General features: G+C 71.6%; 18 protein-coding genes. 5 read left to right on the top strand and 13 right to left on the bottom strand.

The genetic code is table 11. The features are described 5' to 3' along the window. Positions 1-4 precede the first annotated feature (4 nt). Positions 5-1,219, bottom strand: a complete 1,215-nt coding sequence (locus G412_RS0109755; protein WP_028811948.1) for a geranylgeranyl reductase family protein — start codon at positions 1,217-1,219, stop codon at positions 5-7. Between the two features lie 169 nt (positions 1,220-1,388). On the opposite strand from G412_RS0109755, the gene G412_RS0109750 reads away from it, so the two are divergent. Both G412_RS0109750 and G412_RS0109745 read left to right on the top strand, forming a co-directional pair. After that, positions 1,389-2,753, top strand: a complete 1,365-nt coding sequence (locus G412_RS0109750) for a dipeptidase (protein ID WP_028811947.1) — start codon at positions 1,389-1,391, stop codon at positions 2,751-2,753. A gap of 92 nt (positions 2,754-2,845) precedes the next feature. Beyond that, positions 2,846-3,559 carry an MBL fold metallo-hydrolase gene (locus G412_RS0109745; RefSeq protein ID WP_028811946.1) on the top strand — a complete coding sequence of 238 codons (714 nt, stop codon included), beginning with the start codon at positions 2,846-2,848 and terminating at the stop codon, positions 3,557-3,559. Here the strand turns inward: G412_RS0109745 and G412_RS0109740 are convergent. Next, positions 3,518-4,555, bottom strand: coding sequence for an NUDIX hydrolase (locus G412_RS0109740; protein ID WP_028811945.1), 1,038 nt, complete (start codon positions 4,553-4,555; stop codon positions 3,518-3,520). The genes G412_RS0109745 and G412_RS0109740 overlap by 42 nt on opposite strands. 265 nt (positions 4,556-4,820) lie before the next feature. Here G412_RS0109740 and G412_RS0109735 point away from each other — a divergent pair, with 265 nt between their 5' ends. Beyond that, a complete protein-coding gene (locus G412_RS0109735) occupies positions 4,821-5,009 on the top strand; it encodes a hypothetical protein (RefSeq protein ID WP_028811944.1) in 189 nt (62 codons plus the stop codon). A gap of 49 nt (positions 5,010-5,058) precedes the next feature. Here the strand turns inward: G412_RS0109735 and G412_RS0109730 are convergent, their stop codons facing one another. Continuing rightward, on the bottom strand, positions 5,059-5,568 hold the full coding sequence (locus tag G412_RS0109730) for a tetratricopeptide repeat protein (RefSeq protein WP_028811943.1): 510 nt from the start codon (positions 5,566-5,568) through the stop codon (positions 5,059-5,061). A gap of 102 nt (positions 5,569-5,670) precedes the next feature. Continuing rightward, the gene (locus G412_RS0109725) at positions 5,671-6,642 is read right to left on the bottom strand and encodes an ROK family protein (RefSeq protein WP_028811942.1); all 972 of its coding nucleotides are present in this window, start codon (positions 6,640-6,642) and stop codon (positions 5,671-5,673) included. A gap of 142 nt (positions 6,643-6,784) precedes the next feature. On the opposite strand from G412_RS0109725, the gene G412_RS0109720 reads away from it, so the two are divergent. Continuing rightward, on the top strand, positions 6,785-7,825 hold the full coding sequence (locus tag G412_RS0109720; RefSeq protein WP_028811941.1) for a LacI family DNA-binding transcriptional regulator: 1,041 nt from the start codon (positions 6,785-6,787) through the stop codon (positions 7,823-7,825). Positions 7,826-7,840: 15 nt separating this feature from the next. On the opposite strand, the gene G412_RS0109715 is transcribed toward G412_RS0109720, so the two are convergent. The 6 genes from G412_RS0109715 to G412_RS0109690 all read right to left on the bottom strand — a co-directional run bounded on the left by G412_RS0109715 (position 7,841) and on the right by G412_RS0109690 (position 14,084). Then, entirely contained in the window at positions 7,841-9,652 is a 1,812-nt protein-coding gene (locus G412_RS0109715; protein WP_028811940.1) for a serine/threonine-protein kinase, read from the bottom strand. 95 nt (positions 9,653-9,747) lie between these two features. Continuing rightward, entirely contained in the window at positions 9,748-11,040 is a 1,293-nt protein-coding gene (locus G412_RS0109710) for a DUF6986 family protein (protein WP_028811939.1), read from the bottom strand. Between the two features lie 159 nt (positions 11,041-11,199). Beyond that, positions 11,200-12,162 (bottom strand): electron transfer flavoprotein subunit alpha/FixB family protein, encoded by a 963-nt coding sequence (locus G412_RS0109705; RefSeq protein ID WP_028811938.1) that lies wholly within the window; start codon positions 12,160-12,162, stop codon positions 11,200-11,202. 60 nt (positions 12,163-12,222) lie between these two features. Next, on the bottom strand, positions 12,223-13,008 hold the full coding sequence (locus G412_RS0109700; RefSeq protein WP_028811937.1) for an electron transfer flavoprotein subunit beta/FixA family protein: 786 nt from the start codon (positions 13,006-13,008) through the stop codon (positions 12,223-12,225). A 210-nt stretch (positions 13,009-13,218) separates the two neighbouring features. Next, the gene (locus G412_RS0109695; protein ID WP_028811936.1) at positions 13,219-13,710 is read right to left on the bottom strand and encodes a flavin reductase family protein; all 492 of its coding nucleotides are present in this window, start codon (positions 13,708-13,710) and stop codon (positions 13,219-13,221) included. Next, entirely contained in the window at positions 13,707-14,084 is a 378-nt protein-coding gene (locus tag G412_RS0109690; protein ID WP_051338227.1) for a thioredoxin family protein, read from the bottom strand. The genes G412_RS0109695 and G412_RS0109690 overlap by 4 nt, the downstream gene beginning before the upstream one ends. A 179-nt stretch (positions 14,085-14,263) precedes the next feature. Here G412_RS0109690 and G412_RS0109685 point away from each other — a divergent pair, with 179 nt between their 5' ends. After that, on the top strand, positions 14,264-14,986 hold the full coding sequence (locus tag G412_RS0109685) for a lysophospholipid acyltransferase family protein (RefSeq protein WP_028811934.1): 723 nt from the start codon (positions 14,264-14,266) through the stop codon (positions 14,984-14,986). A 91-nt stretch (positions 14,987-15,077) separates the two neighbouring features. On the opposite strand, the gene G412_RS0109680 is transcribed toward G412_RS0109685, so the two are convergent. Genes G412_RS0109680 through G412_RS0109670 form a run of 3 tightly spaced genes read right to left on the bottom strand, consistent with a single transcriptional unit; the run spans position 15,078 to position 18,351 of the window. Beyond that, the gene (locus tag G412_RS0109680; protein ID WP_028811933.1) at positions 15,078-16,163 is read right to left on the bottom strand and encodes a threonine aldolase family protein; all 1,086 of its coding nucleotides are present in this window, start codon (positions 16,161-16,163) and stop codon (positions 15,078-15,080) included. Then, positions 16,160-16,927: an SDR family NAD(P)-dependent oxidoreductase gene (locus G412_RS0109675; RefSeq protein ID WP_028811932.1), complete on the bottom strand. Its 768-nt coding sequence runs from the start codon at positions 16,925-16,927 to the stop codon at positions 16,160-16,162. Before G412_RS0109675 ends, G412_RS0109680 begins: the two co-directional genes overlap by 4 nt. A 26-nt stretch (positions 16,928-16,953) precedes the next feature. Next, a complete protein-coding gene (locus G412_RS0109670) occupies positions 16,954-18,351 on the bottom strand; it encodes a DUF6421 family protein (RefSeq protein WP_028811931.1) in 1,398 nt (465 codons plus the stop codon). Positions 18,352-18,425: the final 74 nt, after the last annotated feature.

The raw sequence follows: 18,425 nt of genomic DNA, 5'->3' as shown, positions 1-18,425 counted from the left end.
CCGGCTACGGCCTGTCCAGCGCACTGAGCGCGCGCTGGACGACGGGGCGCGTACGTACGATCTCGCCCAGCGTCGTCGAGCCGCGCGTGATCCCGGCGAACATCTTCCAGGCCGGCCGGAATCCGGTTATGGCCGCATGCAACAGCCCCGGCCGCCGCTCGAACAGCGCGAGCATCCGCCGCCCGACACCCATCTCCACGCCCAGCCCGGCCTTGATGGCGAAGGCGTAGTTCAGCGCCTGCCGACGCGCGTCCACGGCGTCCTGCGCCTCCGCGATCCGCACCGCCCACTCCCCCGCCAGCCGCCCGGACCGCAGCGCGAAGGAAATCCCCTCGCGGGTCCACGGCTCCAGCAGACCCGCCGCGTCCCCGCACACCAGCACCCGGCCGCGCGACAGCGGCGAGTCGTCGCTGCGGCAGCGCGTCAGATGCCCGGAGGAGACCGCCGGTTCGAAGCCGGCCAGCCCCAGCCGGGCGATGAAGTCCTCCAGGTACCTCTTGGTGGCCGCGCCGTCGCCACGCGCCGAGATCACCCCGACCGTCAGCGTCTCGCCCTTGGGGAACACCCAGCCGTAACTGCCCGGAATCGGCCCCCAGTCGATGAGCACCCGCCCCGCCCAGTCCTCGGCGACCGTCTCCGGCACCGGGATCTCGGCCTCCAGGCCGAGATCCACCTGGTCGAGCTTCACCCCGACATGTGCCCCTATCCGGCTCGCGCTGCCGTCCGCGCCGACCACCGCCCGCGCCAGCACCGTCTCGCCGCCCGCCAGGACAACGGCCACCGTGCGCCGGTCCGGCACGGCCGCGCCGTGCTGCTCGACGCGCGCCACGCTCACTCCGGTACGGACCACGGCGCCCGCCTTCTGCGCCTCCTCCACCAGCGCGGCGTCGAACTCCGGCCGGTTGATGAGCCCGAAAAGCATCTGCTTCGAACGGCGTGTCCGCGTCAGCTTCCCGCCCAGCGAGAACGTCACGGCATGCACCCGGTCCCTGAACGGCAGTTCGAAACCGGGCGGCAGCGCGTCGCGCGAAGGCCCGATGATGCCGCCGCCACAGGTCTTGTAGCGGGGCAGTTCCGCCTTCTCCAGGAGGAGTACACGCCGTCCCGCGACCGCGGCCGCATAGGCCGCCGACGACCCGGCGGGCCCGGCACCGACCACGACCACGTCCCACACCGGCTCTTCACGCTCACGTCCGGCGTCTGCGTTCTCGCTGCTCACGATGTGCTTCTGCTCCTGATCCGCCCGGTGGTCCGTACTGCTGACGCATCCTACGGCGCAGGAGCCGCCGATCTCGCTGTGGGAGGATCGGGCGGTGCTTGTCGGCCACCCCGTACGAACACATACACGTACACGCACAACCAACGTCGCACTCACGAGGAGCGTGCCCATGACCGCCCATCCGATCGCCGAGACCATCGCCTCGCTGATGCCCCGCGCGAAGACGGAGCTGGCCGAGCTGGTGGCCTTCCAGTCGGTGGCGGACCCCGCCCAGTTCCCCAGGAGCGAGTGCGAGGCGGCCGCGCTCTGGTGCGCCGACACGCTGCGCGCCGAGGGGTTCGAGGATGTCGCGCTGCTCGACACTCCTGACGGCACCCAGTCGGTGTACGGCTTCCTGCCGGGCCCGGTGGGCGCGCCGACGGTTCTGCTGTACGCGCACTACGACGTGCAGCCGCCGCTGGACGAGTCCGCGTGGCTCTCGCCGCCCTTCGAGCTGACCGAGCGCGACGGCCGCTGGTACGGGCGCGGCGCCGCCGACTGCAAGGGCGGCTTCATCATGCACCTGCTCGCGCTGCGCGCCCTCAAGGCGAACGGCGGCGTCCCGGTCTCGGTGAAGGTCATCGCCGAGGGCTCGGAGGAGCAGGGTACGGGCGGCCTGGAGCAGTACGCCGAGGCGCACCCCGAGCTGCTCGCCGCCGACACGGTCGTCATCGGCGACACCGGAAACTTCCGCGTCGGTCTGCCGACCGTCACCGCGACGCTGCGCGGCATGAGCATGCTGCGCGTGCGCGTCGACACCCTGGAAGGCAACCTGCACTCCGGCCAGTTCGGCGGCGCCGCCCCGGACGCGCTGGCGGCGCTCATCCAGCTGCTGGCCTCGCTGCGCGACGAAGACGGTTCGACGACTGTGGACGGGCTTACGGCGGACTCCTCGTGGGACGGCCTCCAGTACCCCGAGGAGGAGTTCCGCAAGGACGCGCGTGTCCTCGACGGGGTCGGCCTGATCGGCCGGGGCACGGTCGCCGACCGCATCTGGGCCCGCCCCGCCGTCACCGTCATCGGCATCGACTGCCCGCCGGTGGTCGGCGCAACGCCGTCGCTCCAGGCGAGTGCGCGGGCGCAGATCAGCCTGCGGGTGCCGCCGGGCCAGGACGCCGCCGAGGCGACGAAGCTGCTCACCGCGCACCTGCTGGCGCACACTCCCTGGGGGGCGAGGGTCTCGGTGGAGCAGGTGGGCCAGGGCCAGCCGTTCAGGGCGGACGTCAGCAGCCCGGCGTACACCTCGATGGCCGAGGCGATGCGCGTGGCGTACCCGGGCCAGGAGATGCAGACGTCCGGCATGGGCGGCTCGATCCCGCTGTGCAACACGCTCGCCACGCTCTACCCGAAGGCCGAGATACTGCTCATCGGGCTGAGCGAGCCCGAGGCGCAGATCCACGCGGTGAACGAGAGCGTCTCGCCCGAGGAGCTGGAGCGGCTGTCCGTCGCCGAGGCGCTGTTTCTCGCCAACTACGCGCGCTCCAAGCAGGAGTAGCAGCGACGGGAGCCACGCCTTAAGCGCTGAGCGTAGATCGCCGACAGCGTAGACGCAGGCGGCGAGCGGCCGGCCGGTCGTACGTTCGTCGCATGGATCTCGTGGAAGTACTTCCCGGACGACTGCACATGTTCCGCTTCCCCATCGGCCAGGCGTATCTCTGGCGCGACGGTGAGGAGCTGACCCTGATCGACGCGGGCGACAAGGACGCGGCGGCCGACATCGAAGAGGCGATACGGAGCCTGGGCCTGCGCCCGGAGAACATCCGCCGGATCGTTCTCACCCACTGCCACCGCGACCACGTCGGCGCCGCCGGGGAACTGGCCGGGCGGTACGGCGCCGAAGTGGTCGCGCACCGGCTCGACGCGCCCGTGATCCGCGGCGAGCAGCCGGTGCCCGAGCCCGTGCTGCTGGACTGGGAGCGTCCGCTGTACGCCCACGGGCTGACCGTGCCGCCGGCCCCGCCCACCCGGGTGGACCGGGAGGCCGAGGACGGCGACCTGTTGGACTTCGGTGACGGCGCGCGGGTGGTTCACGCCCCCGGCCACACGGACGGCAGTATCGCCGTCCATCTCCCGCACCACGGTGTGCTGTTCACGGGCGACTGCGTGGCGGGCGTCGGCCAGGTGATGCTGGGCGTGTTCAACACCGACCGCGAGCGCGCCGTGGAAACGTTCCGCCGGCTGGCGGCGCTCGCTCCCGCCATCGCCTGCTTCGGCCATGGCGATCCCCTGACGGACGGCACGGCTGCCGTTCTGCGGGCATCAGCCGACCGGGACTCCGGCCTCCAGGTTGAGCACGGCTGACCGCTCGCGGGCGCGCAGCGCCCAGCGCAGCCGTTCGTACCGGTTCGGCGGCAGCAGCCCGGCGGCCTCCTCTTCGGTGACGAACCGCCAGCCGCGCAGTTCGGAGCCGGGCAGCACCAGTTGGCCGGTCGTCGTGCTGTCCAGCCTGCCGCCGTCGAAGATCAGCCGCAGACCGCCGTACGCGGGCGGGCGCGGCGGCTCCCAGTCGACGACCAGCAGCCTCGGCACATCGACGAGTTCTATCCCTGTCTCCTCCTCCACCTCACGCATCCCGGCCCGCGCCGGCGCCTCCCCCTGCTCCACGACCCCGCCGGGGAACTCCCAGCCCGGCTTGTAGGTGGGATCGACGAGCAGCACCCTGTCCGCCTCGTCGAAGAGCAGGACACCCGCCGCGACGGTCTCGGCGGTCGGCTCGGGCGTCTGCACGATCTCGCAGCTGCCGGCGGCCCCCGCCCGTACGGCTTCGGCGATCCGCACGGCCGTCTCGGCGGGTGTCAGCGCGCTGGTGTCGATGACGTGCGCGTCGGCCGCGAGCCAGGAGAGCGCGGCGCGGTACGGCTCGATGTGCTCGTACGCCCATTGCCGTACCCGCTCGCTGCCTTCGGGGTCGTCGGGCAGCTCCTCGCGGGCGGCGATCCGCCCGCGAAGGATCGTTTCGTCGGCCGACAGCAGCACATGACACACCGGGATACGTCGCGCGGCGAGCCCGCCGAATATCTCGTCCCGGTACTCCTGGCGCAGGAGCGTCATGGGCACCACCAGCACGCCGCCCACTTCCGCGAGCAGCGCGGCCGCGGTGTCCACGACCAGACGGCGCCAGATGGGCAGGTCCTGGTAGTCGGTGACCTCCGCGAGCCGCTTCTGCGGCAGCAGATTGCGCAGTTCCCCGCCGATCCGTTCGGGGTCGTAGAAGGTGCTGTTCGGGATCAGATCGATCAGTTCGCGCGCGGCGCTGGTCTTGCCCGCACTGAACGCACCGTTGATCCAGACGATCACGGTTCCCCCTCTTCCGTCGCCCCCTGTGGCCTGCCCGCGACACCCTGCCGCGGAAACCCGGGGTCACCGCATCGTGCCCGCGACCGTTTGGGCACACAACCGTGCCGATGCTGTCGCATGCCAGGGGCAACGGTGCGGGGCACAGGTGGCGTCGAACCACAGGAGAAGGTGCCCCGACGGGATCCGGGAACCGTGACGCCCGTGCGCGGAGTCTCGTTGGGGCAACGGGAGCAAGAGTTCGACAGGCATGGGAGCGGGGTGCGGGATGAGTCGCATGGTGTTGGAACAGTTCCCGGCCGGCGGCCCGAGGGGCAGCTGGCCGGCCGAGGAATTCGCCATGGCACGGCGCGCGGAGGGGTGCCCGGCGGAGGTCGTGATGGACCTGGAGGCGGATGCCTTCCTGGTGGTCGTGGTGCAGCGCGCGACGGAAGCGGGTTCGCAGGGGCGGGGCTAGGGGGGCCTGTCCGGCGGATCAGGGTCGGCCCTGGTCCGCCGGACAGCCTCTAGGGCCGCTCGACGGCGTCGAGGTCGTCCGCGTACTGCTCGATCGCGCGGCGGTAGCCCCGCACCCGTGGGTCGCCGCTGGTGGCCGCGAGTGCCCGCAGCAGCGTCCGTACGGCTTCGCGGCCTTCGCCGGTGTTGTACAGGGCCATGGCCAGGAAGGCCTCCAGGGCGGGGTCGTGCGGGAACTCCTCCAGGCCGCGGCGCAGGGTCCGCAGAGCGGGTTCGTAGCGGCCCAGGACGCGGTAGGTGCTGCCCAGGCCGAGGAAGACGCCGTGCCGGTCCTCGGCGGGCAGGCCGGGGAAGCTCAGGGCGCGTTCGTAGAAGGGGACGGCCTCGCTCTCCAGGCCGAGCACGTCGTGCGCCCACGCGGTCTGGTAGGCGATCTCGGCATCCTGCGGATACCGCTCGGCCAGCGCCACCAGGCGTCCTCGGGCCTCGGCGGCCCGGCCGTCCTCGCGCAGCCGTACGGCCTGTGACAGGGCCGCGTCCCGCTCATGATCACCGTTCATGCGCACACGCTCGCACGGCGTGGACGATCCGGGCAAGGTCTTGTGTCTCCGTACGCAAGCCCCCCGACGCAAGCCCGCTGACGCAAGTCCCCTGACGTGAGGTCAGCCGTGCGGCCGGCCGACGTACGCCGCCGCCTCGTCCGGCTTCCCGCCGAGGGATGCGGCGGCTGCCGCGCCGACCAGGCCCGCGTCGGTTCCGGTCAGGGCCGGGGCAACCTTGACGCGCTGCGCGAAGGAGAGTGTGGCGTAGTCGCGCAGCGCGCGGCGCAGTGGCGTGAAGAGTACGTCGCCCGCGCCCGCCACTCCCCCGCCGATGACGGCGATCTCGATCTCGACGAGCGTGGCGGTGGCGGCGATGCCGGCGGCCAGGGCCTGGGCGGCCCGCCGGTACGACGCGACGGCGACGGGGTCCCCGGCGCGGGCTGCCGCCGCCACCGCCGCGGCGGTGGCGTCTCCGTCCGGTCCGGGACGCCAGCCCCGGGCGAGCGCGCGGCGCGCGATGTTGGGGCCGCTGGCGATCCGTTCGACACAGCCGCGCGATCCGCACGGGCACGGGTCGCCGTCCAGGTCGACGCTGATGTGACCGATGTGGCCGGCGTTGCCCGTCGGCCCCGGATGGAGCCGGCCGTCCAGGACCAGGCCGCCGCCGACGCCCGTGGAGACGACCAGGCACAGCGCGTTGCCGTAACCGCGGGCCGCGCCCTGCCAGTGCTCGGCGGCCGTCATCGCCACACCGTCACCGACGAGGGTGACCGGTCGGCCGCCCGCTGCCCGGTGCACCCGCTCGACGAGCGGAAAGTCGCGCCAGCCGGGGACGTTGACGGGGCTGACCGTGCCGGCGGAGGCGTCCACGGGGCCCGCGCTGCCGATACCGACGGCCGTGGCGCGCTCCCAGAGGGGGGAGGCGGTCAGTTGCGCGAAGACCGCGCCGACGGCGCGCATCACGCTCTCGCCGTCCTCCCGGGCGGGCGTCGGCCGCTGCGCGCGCAGCAGAATCCGGCCGTCACCGTCCACCAGCGCGCCGGCGATCTTGGTGCCGCCGATGTCGAGGGCGGCGACGAGGTCGGTGTGCATCGGTGTCGGATCTCCAGGCGGGCAGGGGGGGTGGCAGGTCAGAGCCAGTCTCCATTCAGTTGACAACGTTGTCCAGGCCCTATGCTCGACGCCACACCGTTCGAACACCGACCGCACCCGACTACGACAGGACATCGCAACTGTGGCCGAGACCGAAAGCCGCCCCGAGCTCCGTTACGGCAACCGGCCGACCATGAAGGACGTCGCCGCCCGCGCCGGAGTCGGCCTCAAGACGGTCTCGCGCGTCGTGAACGGCGAACCGGGCGTCACGCCCGACACCGAACAGCGTGTCCAGGAGGCGATCGAGGCGCTGGGCTTCCGCCGCAACGACAGCGCGCGCGTACTGCGCAAGGGCCGCACCGCCAGCATCGGCCTGGTACTGGAAGACCTCGCCGACCCGTTCTACGGGCCGCTGAACCGCGCCGTCGAGGAAGTGGCCCGCGCCCACGGCGCCCTCCTCATCAACGGGTCGAGTGCCGAAGACCCGGCCCGTGAGCAGGAGTTGGTACTCGCGCTGTGCGCCCGGCGGGTCGACGGGCTGATCGTGATCCCGGCCGGGGACGACCACCGCTATCTGGAGCCGGAGATCGCGGCGGGTGTCGCCACCGTCTTCGTGGACCGCCCCGCCGGGAAGATCGACGCCGACGTGGTGCTCTCCGACAGCTTCGGCGGCGCGCGCGAGGGCGTGGCGCATCTGATCGGGCACGGCCACCGGCGTATCGGCTTCATCGGCGACCAGCCGAGCATCCACACGGCGGGCGAGCGCCTCCGCGGCTACTACGCCGCGATGGAGGCGGCCGGGCTGCCCGCCGACGACGCCTGGGTGTCGCTCGGCAGCACGGCTCCCGAGCGGGTACGGGAGGCGGTCACCGCGATGCTGGACGCTCCCGAGCCCGTCACCGCGATCTTCGCGGGCAACAACCGGGTGACGGTGACGGTGGTACGGGTCCTCGCCGGCCGGGAGCACCCCGTCGCGCTCGTCGGGTTCGACGACATCGAACTCGCGGACCTCCTCCGGCCCGGCCTCACCGTCGTCGCGCAGGACGCCGCCCTGCTGGGCCGCACCGCGGCCGACCGCCTCTTCCGCCGCCTCGACGGCGTGAACGACGCTCCCGCGCGCGTGGAACTGCCGACCCGCCTCATCGCGCGCGGCTCGGGCGAGATCCCGCCGTACACGCGCTGAGGCCGGCGCACCGCCTCAGCAGACGGGCAGGCCGGGCACCGGCTGGTCGTTGGCGCCGCCCTTGATGTAGACGTCGCTGACGAAGACGCCGGTGTTGCCGCTGTCGTCGTCGGTCTTGGCCCACCAGACGTTCGTCCACTCGCCGGAGGTCTCCCTGCGGCCCAGGTTCTGCTGGCAGTAGAAGTAGTTGGTGCCCGCGTTCAGCACACCGGCCTCGGCGCCGGACGCCGTGTATGACTTCGCGGTCTGCCAGACCGTGCAGTTGTACTTGCCGCCGCCGATGCCGTGGCAGGCGGGCGCGGGAGCCGGGTCGCCGTGGCCACCCCCGCCGGCCGTGGTCGTCGAACCGCCGCTCGCTGACCCGCCGGCCGCCGACCCGCCCGAAACACCGGACCCGCCCGACGCGTCCGCACCGCCGGACGAGGCCGACGTACCGGAAGCGCCGCCGTCCGAGCCGCCGGAGTCCTTGCCGCCGGCCCCCTTGCCGCCCGCGTCCTTGCCGCCGTCGCTGCCGCCCGCCGCGGGCTTCGCGTCCGGTCGTGGGGTCTTCTCGGGGCCCTGCCCGGAGGGCTTGGTTCCGTCGGGCTTCTTCGGGGTGGACGACTCGCCCGCCGCCGGTGTGCGCTCGACGCCGCGGGGCGACGCGCTCTCCCCCGACCCCTTCGCCAGCTCGCCGGACGCGGTTTCCGTGCCGCCGGTGAGGACGTACGTCACGCCGCCACCGGCCAGCAGGACCACGGCGACGCCGGCCGCCACCAGGGCCGCCCTGCCCCGGCCCGGCCTGCGCTCCGGCGCGGACCCGTGCGCGGCCGCCTGCACCGCGGCCGTGGCGGGCTGCTCTGACGGCTGTGCGGGCGGCGCGGAGTGTGCGGGCGGTGGGCTGACCACCGGGCCGAATCCCTGCGGCCGGTGCGGCAGCATTTCGCGTACGGTCGCCTCGCGGGGCGCACCGCCGCCCCGGACACCGTCATCCGCCACCGCCGCCGTGTCCTCGCCGGCGGCGACCGCTTCGAGCAGCCGCGCCGCCTCCTGGGCGCCGGGGCGCCGCGCCGGGTCCTTGTGCATCAGCCGCTGGAGTACGGGTCCCAGCGGCCCCGACCGGCGCGGCTCCGGCAGCGGATCCACGACGATCGCGGTAAGCGTCGACCAGGCCGATGTACGGCGGAACGGGGAACCGCCCTCCACCGCCGCGTACAGCGTCGCGCCGAGCGCCCATACGTCCGACGCCGGCCCCGGTTCATGCCCCTGGGCGCGCTCGGGCGCCAAGTAGTCCAGCGAGCCGACCAGTTCACCACTGCGCGTGAGGTGCGTCGTGGAGCCGTCGCCCGGATCGTCCATCGCGGCGATCCCGAAGTCGGTGAGAACCACCCGCCCGTTGCGGTCGAGCAGCACATTGCCCGGCTTGACGTCGCGGTGCAGCACCCCGACGGCGTGCGCGGCGCCGAGCGCCTCCAGCACCCTGGCGCCGATGGACGCGGCTTCGCGCGGGTCCAGAAGTCCGCGCTCGCTCAGTACGTCGTCCAGGGAGGGCCCGTCGACGAGTTCCATGACGATGACCGGGCGGCCGTCGTGCTCGGTGACGTCGTGCACGGCGACGACTCCGGGGTGGCGCACACGCGCGGCGGCCCGCGCCTCGCGCTGCATCCGGATCCGCAGGCCGTCCAGTTCGGGCCCCGACGAGTCGTTGTACGTACGCAGTTCCTTGACCGCGACCTGGCGTCCGAGCACCTCGTCGACGGCGCGCCAGACGACGCCCATGCCGCCGCGTCCGAGCTGTTCGACCACCCGGTAGCGGCCGGCCAACCGCGCGTTCTCCCCCGTAGCCACCGCTGCCCCGTTCCCTGTGTTCCGACTGACCCGGGTACAGAGTACGGGGCAGCGGTGACAGCGGTGGTGACGGCCGCGAACGCCGCCCGCGGTTGTTAGTTGGCCGTTGCCGTGAGGTCCCCCCGGCGCGGCGACGCGAAGCCGTCGAGGTCCACGCGGGTCAGACCGGTGAGGCGGGCGACCTCGGCGGTGTCGAGGGCGCCGCAGTCGATGCCGCGCAGCAGGTAGGAGGCGAGCGCCTTGGCGCTGGCGGGCTCGTCGGCGATGTCGCCGCCCGCCGCCTGGCCGGCGTAGGCGGCGAGCCGGGCGGCGGCCTGCTCGAAGCCCTCGCGGTAGAAGGCGAAGACGGCGGCGTAACGGGTCGGCAGGTGGCCGGGGTGCATGTCCCAGCCCTGGTAGTAGGCGCGGGCCAGGGCGCGGCGGGTGAGGCCGTAGTGCAGTCGCCAGGCCTCGTGGACGTTGTGCGTCGTACCGACCGGCAGGACGTTGGTGGAGCCGTCCGAGACCCGTACGCCGGTGCCCGCGGCGGCGACCTGCATGACCGCCTTGGCGTGATCGGCCGCCGGGTGGTCGCTGGCCTGGTAGGCGGCGGAGACGCCGAGGCAGGCGCTGTAGTCGAAGGTGCCGTAGTGCAGACCGGTGGCGCGCCCCTCGGCGGCGTCGATCATGCGGGCCACGGCGGCGGTGCCGTCGGCGGCGAGGATGGACTGGCTGGTCTCGATCTGGATCTCGAAGCCGATCCGCCCGGCGTCCAGGCCGCGCGCCTTCTCGAACGCTTCGAGCAGCCGGACGAACGCCGTGACCTGCTCGGCGTAGGTCACCTTCGGCAGCGTCAGCACCAGCCCGTCGGGCAGACCGCCGTGCTCCATGAGGCCGGTCAGGAAGATGTCGGTGGTGCGGATGCCGCGGTCGCGTACAGCGGCCTCCATGCACTTCATGCGGATGCCCATGTACGGGGCGGCCGTGCCGTCTCCGTACGCCTGCGAGATCAGCCGCGCGGCGCGGGCGGCGTCGGCATCCTCGTCCTTGCCGCTGTAGCCGTCTTCGAAGTCGACCCGCAGGTCCTCGATCGGCTCGCGCTCCAGCTTGGCGCGCACCCGGCCGTACACGTCGTCCGCGAGCTCGTCGGACAGACCGAGGACCGAGGCGAAGGACCTGGCGTCCGGGGCGTGCTCGTCGAGCGCCGCCAGGGCCTGGTCGCCCCATGAGCGGACGGTGTCGGCGGCGAAGGCGTCACCGGGTACGTAGACGGTGTGTACGGGCTGGCGGGTGCCCGGGTCTCCCGGGTAGCGGCGGGCAAGCTCCTCGTCGACCGGTACGAGCGAGGCGCTGATGTCCTCGCTGACCGCGCCCGCGAGGCTTGTCGCCACCTTCTCCTGCTGACCCATTCCAACCCTCCAGTTTTCCGCTGCACGGAATCAACAATCCGCATGGCGAAGTTAACGGCCGGTCGTGACCTGCGTCAATGGTCTCCGGAAAGCGGCCGGGGCCGCGCGGTGAAGATCACCACACGGCCCCGGCGCCCGACGGCTTCGCCGCTGCGGAGGTCAGCCCTTGCGCGCGTTGACCTCGTCGGTGAGCTGCGGGACGACCGCGAAGAGGTCGCCGACCACGCCGTAGTCGACGAGGTCGAAGATCGGGGCCTCGGCGTCCTTGTTGATGGCGACGATCGTCTTCGAGGTCTGCATGCCGGCCCGGTGCTGGATCGCGCCGGAGATGCCGGACGCGATGTAGAGCTGCGGGGAGACCGACTTGCCGGTCTGGCCGACCTGGTTGGAGTGCGGGTACCAGCCGGCGTCCACGGCGGCGCGCGAGGCGCCGACAGCCGCGCCGAGCGAGTCGGCGAGTGCCTCGATGACGTGGAAGTTCTCGGCGCCGTTGACGCCGCGGCCGCCGGAGACCACGATCGCGGCCTCGGTCAGCTCGGGGCGGCCGGTGGACTCGCGCGGGGTGCGCGAGACGACCTTGGTGCCGGTCGCGTTCTTGCCGAAGGAGACGGCGAGCGCCTCGACGGTGCCCGCGGCCGGGGCGGCCTCGACGGGCGCCGAGTTCGGCTTGACGGTGATGACCGGGGTGCCCTTGGAGACGCGGGACTTGGTGGTGTACGAGGCGGCGAACACGGCCTGCGTGGCCACCGGGCCCTCCTCACCGGCTTCCAGGTCGACGGCGTCCGTGATGATGCCGGAGCCGATACGGACCGCGAGGCGGGCCGCGATCTCCTTGGCCTCGGCGGAGGACGGCACGAGCACGGCGGCCGGGGACACGGCGTCGTACGCGGCCTGGAGCGCGTCGACCTTCGGTACGACGAGGTAGTCGGCGAACTCGGGGGCGTCGGCGGTGAGGACCTTGACGGCGCCGTGCTCGGCGAGCACCCCGGCGGTGGCCTCGGCGCCGTTGCCGAGCGCGACCGCGACGGGCTCGCCGATGCGGCGGGCGAGCGTCAGCAGCTCAAGGGTGGGCTTGCGGACGGCGCCGTCCACGTGGTCGACGTAGACGAGAACTTCAGCCATGGAAATGCTCTCCTGCGAGTGCGAAAAGACGAATGGGGGCAGCTCTGGGGGCGCGCGGGATCAGATGAACTTCTGGCCCGCGAGGAACTCGGCCAGCTGCTTGCCGCCCTCGCCCTCGTCCTTGACGATCGTGCCCGCGGTGCGCGCCGGGCGCTCGGTGGCGGAGTCGACCTTCGTCCAGGAGCCTTCGAGGCCGACCTCGTCGGCGTCGATCTCCAGGTCGTCCAGGTCCAGGGACTCCACCGGCTTCTTCTTGGCGGCCATGATGCCCTTGAAGGACGGGTAGCGGGCCTCGCCCGACTGGTCCGTCACGGACACGACGGCCGGCAGGGAGGCCTCAAGCTGCTCGCTCGCGGCGTCACCGTCACGACGGCCCTTGACGGTGCCGTCCTCGACGGAGACCTCGGAGAGCAGCGTGACCTGCGGGACACCCAGGCGCTCCGCCAGGATCGCCGGGAGCACGCCCATGCTGCCGTCCGTCGACGCCATGCCGCAGATGACCAGGTCGTAACCGGTCTTCTCGATGGCCTTGGCGAGCACCAGCGAGGTGCCCATGACGTCGGAGCCGTGCAGGTCGTCGTCCTCGACGTGGACGGCCTTGTCGGCGCCCATGGACAGTGCCTTGCGCAGGGCGTCCTTGGCGTCCTCGGGGCCGACGGTCAGCACGGTGATCTCCGCGTCGTCGGCCTCGTCGGCGATCTGCAGCGCCTGCTCGACGGCGTACTCGTCGAGCTCCGACAGCAGGCCGTCGACGTCGTCGCGGTCGACGGTCAGGTCATCGGCGAAGTGCCGGTCGCCGGTGGCGTCGGGCACGTACTTCACACAGACAACGATCCTCAAGCTCACGCCGGCTCTCCTACTGCATCGTCTATTTCTTGACTGCCTCGTTGCAGGCAGCATAGGCGCCTGAAGGGGCGGATCCCGGTCGGGGCCAACCCCGCTCCGACTGGAATATTACTCGTCAGTACATCCAGAGCGTTCCCAGTAAGCAAGCGCTCTGAACTGTGACCTTGCCAACTCTGCGTAATCAGCGGTAATCGGCGGACACGGGAACTCTCAGTCCCGCAGCGCGTTGAAGCGTCCTTGGTGATAGAGCAGCGGCCGGCCCTGTCCCGCGGGGTCTCCGGCGACGACCTGGCCGAGCACGATCCGATGATCCCCCGCGGGCACGCGCGCCACCACACGGCACACCAGCCACGCCAGTACGCCGTCGAGCACGGGCACCCCCTCGGGTCCCGTACGCCACCGGGTGGGCGGCGCGAAACGGTCGGCGCCACTGCGGGCGAACGTGGCCGCCAGGTCGCGCTGCTCCTCGGCGAGTATGTGGACGCCGATGTGTTCCGCCTCGGCCAGCACGGGCCAGCTGGACGAGCCGGTGCCCACGCCGAAGGAGATCATCGGCGGATCGGCGGCGACGGAGTTGAGCGAGGTGGCGGTGAAGCCGACGGGGCGTGAGCCGTGCGCGGTGATCACCGCGACGCCGGCGGCGTGCTGCCTGAAGACCGAGCGCAGCAGCTCCGGAGAGGCCACCTGGACTGCCCCGGTCATACGGCGTGGCCGAGCGCGGCGATGACGTCGGCCCGGCGCGGCTGGCCGCAGGCCCTGCGCACGACCCGGCCGGTTCCGTCGAGCACGAGCACGGTGGGTGTGGCGAGGATGCCGAGTTCGCGTACGAGGTCGAGTCGCGCCTCCGCGTCGATCTCCACGTGGGCGACGCCGTCGACCATGCCGGCCACTTCGGCGAGGGTCCTGCGGGTCGCGCGGCAGGGCTGGCAGAACGCGCTGGAGAACTGCACGAGCGTCGCCCGCTCCCCCGGCTCCGCGCCCAGTTCTTCCGCGCTCAGTCGCGTACCGCCGTCGTGCCCTGACACCTTCGTCCTCCCGCTGATCTCCGCCGCTTCCTCCATCTTCGTTTCCAGCATTCACCACACAGAGACGATTCCTCATGTTTCCGTACGTGACGAGAATCTCGCGTGTGAACGCCGCCAGGACTGGCTACTCGGGCGCTCATGGGGCACGATCTGCCCAACGCGGCTAAACCTACGGCCGCGTAACCTCCGCCGGGAGAGCCCTCCCCGGGCACAGAAGGGTCCCCCCTGACATGGCAGAACTCGTCTATCGACCGGTCATCGGTGCCGCACTCACCCTGTTCAAGGCGCTGGACCTGAAGATCGACACGCAGGGTTCTGAGAACATCCCCCGCACCGGTGGCGCCGTACTGGTGAGCAATCACATCAGCTACCTGGACTTCATCTTCTCGGGACTCGGCGCGCTGCCGCAGAAGCGTCTGGTGCGTTTCATGGCGAAGGACTCGGTCTTCCGCCACAAGATCTCCGGACCGCTGATGCGCGGCATGAAGCACATCCCCGTGGACCGCAAGCGCGGCGAGGCGGCGTACGCGCACGCCCTCGACTCGCTGCGCTCCGGCGAGATCATCGGGGTCTTCCCCGAGGCGACGATCTCCGAGTCGTTCACGCTCAAGAGCTTCAAGTCGGGTGCGGCGCGCATGGCCCAGGAGGCCGGTGTTCCGCTGATCCCGATGGCGCTGTGGGGCACCCAGCGCATCTGGACCAAGGGCAGGCCGCGCAACTTCGGCCGCAACCACATCCCCGTGACGATACGGGTCGGCAAGCCGATGGACGCGCCCACGGACGAGTACGCGGGCGCCATCACGCGCCGGCTGCGCGGCCACGTGCAGGAGCTGCTCGAAGCCGCCCAGCGCGCGTATCCCGTACGCCCGAAGAACGCCGAGGACACCTGGTGGGTCCCGGCGCACCTCGGCGGTACGGCACCGACCCCGGCGCAGGTGCGCGAGGCCGGCTGACCCGGCGAGACAGCGAGCGCGAAGGTGCGGCCGGCCGGAAGCCAAGTGCTTCCGGCCGGCCGCGCCTTTGTGCGCGGCGCGCTGCTGTGCGCTACCTTGCCATCTCTTCCTTGAGCGCCTGCACGAAGCCGTCCACGTCGTCCTCGGTGGTGTCGTAGGAGCACATCCAGCGGACGTCGCCGGCGGCCTCGTTCCAGAAGTAGAAGCGGTACCGCTTCTGCAGCCGCTCGCTGACCTCGTGCGGCAGCCGCGCGAAGACGGCGTTGGCCTGCACCGGGTAGAGGATCTCCACGCCGTGCACCTGACGGACGCCGTCGGCGAGCCGCTGGGCCATGGCATTGGCGTGGCGCGCGTTGCGCAGCCACAGGTCGCGGGCGAGCATCGCCTCCAACTGCACCGAAACGAAGCGCATCTTGGACGGGAGCTGCATCGACATCTTGCGCACATGCTTCATGGCGCGCACCGCGTCCGGGTTGAGAACGATGACCGCCTCACCGAAGAGCATGCCGTTCTTCGTCCCGCCGAAGGACATGATGTCCACGCCCACGGCGTTGGTGAAGGTCCGCATCGGTACGTCGAGCGAGGCCGCCGCGTTGGATATCCGGGCGCCGTCGAGGTGCACCTTCATCCCGTGCGCGTGCGCGTGCTCGCAGATCGCCCGGATCTCGTCGGGCGTGTAGAGCGTGCCGAGTTCGGTGTTCTGGGTGATCGACACGACCTGCGGCATCGCGCGGTGCTCGTCCTCCCAGCCGTACGCCTGCCGGTCGATGAGCTCGGGCGTGAGCTTGCCGTCCGGCGTCGGTACGGTCAGCAGCTTGAGGCCGGCCATCCGCTCCGGGGCGCCGCCCTCGTCCACGTTGATGTGCGCGGTCTCGGCGGCGATGACCGCGCCCCACCGGTCGGTGAGCGCCTGGAGGGCGACCACGTTCGCTCCGGTCCCGTTGAACACCGGGAAGGCTTCGGCACGTCCGCCGAAGTGGCTGCGGATGATCCGCTGGAGGTGCTCCGTGTAGTCGTCCTCGCCGTAGGCGACCTGGTGGCCGACGTTGGCGAGGGCGAGGGCGGCGAGCACCTCGGGGTGGGCGCCCGCGTAGTTGTCACTCGCGAAGCCGCGCACCCGCGGGTCGTGGTGCCGGCGGGCGTCGGTCTTCGCCGCGTACGTCGGATCCGGATTCACGGCTTGGGAGTCAGCCACAGACGCTGTCCATTCACTTCACTGGCGGGCTTGTCCCAGACCCCGGCAATGGCCTCGGCCAGTTCCTTGACGTCCGTGAAGCCCGCGAACTTCGCGTTCGGGCGCTCGGCGCGCATCGCGTCGTGCACCAGTGCCTTGACGACCAGGATGGCAGCCGCTGTGCGGGGGCCTTCCTCGCCCCCCGCCTTGCGGAACGCGTCGGCGAGCGCCAGGGTCCACGCCTCCGCGGCGGCCTTGGAGGCGGAGTAGGCGGCGTTGCCGGCGGTGGGCTTGGAGGCGCCTGCCGCGCTGATCAGCAGATAGCGGCCGCGGTCGCTGCGCAGGAGCGGGGCCTGGAAGGCGAGAGAGGTGTGCTGGACGGTACGGATCAGCAGCTTCTCCAGCAGGTCCCAGTCCGCCAGGTCCGTCTCGGCGAAGGTGGCGCTGCCGCGCCAGCCGCCGACGAGGTGGACCATGCCGTCGATGCGGCCGAATTCCTTCTCGGTCTTGGCGGCCCACTCACGGGTGGCGCCGAGGTCGAGGAGGTCCACGGTGTCACCGGTGACGGTGGCGCCCCCGTGAGCGTACCGCGCGGCGTCGACCGCCTCGGCGAGGCGCTCGGGATTCGCGTCCGAGCCGACCACGATCGCACCTGCCTCGGCCAGCCTGAGCAGGGTGGCGCGGCCCGCCGGCCCGCCCGCTCCGGCCACCGCGACCACAGCGCCTTCCAGCGGTCCCCCGTTGCCGTTGCCGATGCTGCTTGTCATGGTCGTCGCCTCCTGGTCGCGAGGGCTCACGCGGCCACCCGCTCGGCACTCGCCGCGGTGATCCCCTTGGTAGAGGCGATCACATTCTTCAGCTTCTTGGAAAGGGCCTCATAGAACATGCTCAGCGGAAACTCGTCCGGAAGCACGTCGTCCACGAGTTTGCGCGGCGGCAGCGACAGGTCCAGGGCGTCGGGGCCCTTCGCCCAGCGGGAACCGGGGTGCGGGGCGAGGTACGTCGACACCAGGTCGTACGCGGCGAACCAGTGGACGAGCTTGGGGCGGTCGATACCGGCCCGGTAGAGGTCCTCGATCTCGCCGCAGAGCTGGTTGGTGACCTGCGGGGCCCGCTCCCAGTCGATCTTCAGCGTGTTGTCGGTCCAGCGCACCACGTCGTGCTTGTGCAGGTAAGCGAAGAGCAGCTGGCCGCCGAGACCGTCGTAGTTGCGGACGCGGTCACCGCTGACCGGGAAGCGGAACATCCGGTCGAACAGGACGGCGTACTGCACGTCACGGCCGTGCGCGTTGCCCTCGGCCTCCAGCTTCACGGCCTCCTTGAAGGCGGTGAGGTCGCAGCGCAGCTCCTCCAGGCCGTACATCCAGAACGGCTGGCGCTGCTTGATCATGAACGGGTCGAAGGGCAGGTCGCCGTGGCTGTGGGTGCGGTCGTGGACCATGTCCCACAGGACGAATGCCTGCTGGCAGCGTTCCTGGTCGGAGACCATCTTGCGGATGTCCTCCGGCAGATCGAGGCCGAGGATGTCCACCGCGGCGTCGGTGACCCGGCGGAAGCGGGCCGCCTCACGGTCGCAGAAGATGCCGCCCCAGGTGAAGCGCTCGGGAGCCTCGCGGACGGCGATCGTCTCGGGGAAGAGCACGGCGGAGTGGGTGTCGTAGCCGGGGGTGAAGTCCTCAAAGGTGATGCCGAGGAACATCGGGTTGTCGTAACGGGTGCGCTCCAGCTCCGACAGCCACTCGGGCCACACCATGCGCAGGACGACCGCTTCCAGGTTGCGGTCCGGGTTGCCGTTCTGCGTGTACATCGGGAAGACGACCAGGTGCTGGAGGCCGTCCGCGCGCTGCTGGGCGGGCTGGAAGGCGAGCAGCGAGTCCAGGAAGTCCGGGACGGTGAAGCCGGCGGCGGCCCACTTGCGGAGGTCGGCGACGAGGGCCTGGTGGTACGCCGCGTTGTGCGGCAGCAGCGGCGCGAGCGTTTCAACAGCGTTGATCACGCGGTCGACGGCCGCCTCCGCCGTGGCGCGCGTCGGTGCGCCCTCGGCGTCGAAGTCGATGGATCCGTCGGCCGACTGCCAGGGCCGGATCGCCTCCACGGCATTCTTGAGCTCGGGCCAGGCCGGGTGCTCGACCACGCGCCGGGCACCGGATATGCCCTCGGCGGCTGTGTCCTGCACAAGAATTTCCGTCATGTCACTTCCTCCACAGGAGAACCTCGCGTCAAGGCACCGTATAGGTCTTGCGCTCTCCCATTCAACCCCAGCAT

It is taken from the genome of Streptomyces flavidovirens DSM 40150 (assembly GCF_000429085.1).
GTDB classification, from domain to species: Bacteria; Actinomycetota; Actinomycetes; order Streptomycetales; family Streptomycetaceae; genus Streptomyces; species Streptomyces flavidovirens.
This window is presented reverse-complemented; position numbering and strand designations above follow the sequence as displayed.

Bases quoted from the DNA above. Each gene is read 5' to 3' on its own strand.
- G412_RS0109745 (WP_028811946.1), top strand. From the start codon at position 2,846: ATGGATCTCGTGGAAGTACTTCCCGGACGACTGCACATGTTCCGCTTC.
- G412_RS0109730 (WP_028811943.1), bottom strand. From the start codon at position 5,568: ATGAACGGTGATCATGAGCGGGACGCGGCCCTGTCACAGGCCGTACGG.
- G412_RS0109725 (WP_028811942.1), bottom strand. From the start codon at position 6,642: ATGCACACCGACCTCGTCGCCGCCCTCGACATCGGCGGCACCAAGATC.
- G412_RS0109695 (WP_028811936.1), bottom strand. From the start codon at position 13,710: ATGACCGGGGCAGTCCAGGTGGCCTCTCCGGAGCTGCTGCGCTCGGTC.
- G412_RS0109750 (WP_028811947.1), top strand. From the start codon at position 1,389: ATGACCGCCCATCCGATCGCCGAGACCATCGCCTCGCTGATGCCCCGC.
- G412_RS0109690 (WP_051338227.1), bottom strand. From the start codon at position 14,084: ATGCTGGAAACGAAGATGGAGGAAGCGGCGGAGATCAGCGGGAGGACG.
- G412_RS0109685 (WP_028811934.1), top strand. From the start codon at position 14,264: ATGGCAGAACTCGTCTATCGACCGGTCATCGGTGCCGCACTCACCCTG.
- G412_RS0109735 (WP_028811944.1), top strand. From the start codon at position 4,821: ATGAGTCGCATGGTGTTGGAACAGTTCCCGGCCGGCGGCCCGAGGGGC.
- G412_RS0109675 (WP_028811932.1), bottom strand. From the start codon at position 16,927: ATGACAAGCAGCATCGGCAACGGCAACGGGGGACCGCTGGAAGGCGCT.
- G412_RS0109670 (WP_028811931.1), bottom strand. From the start codon at position 18,351: ATGACGGAAATTCTTGTGCAGGACACAGCCGCCGAGGGCATATCCGGT.
- G412_RS0109710 (WP_028811939.1), bottom strand. From the start codon at position 11,040: ATGGGTCAGCAGGAGAAGGTGGCGACAAGCCTCGCGGGCGCGGTCAGC.
- G412_RS0109705 (WP_028811938.1), bottom strand. From the start codon at position 12,162: ATGGCTGAAGTTCTCGTCTACGTCGACCACGTGGACGGCGCCGTCCGC.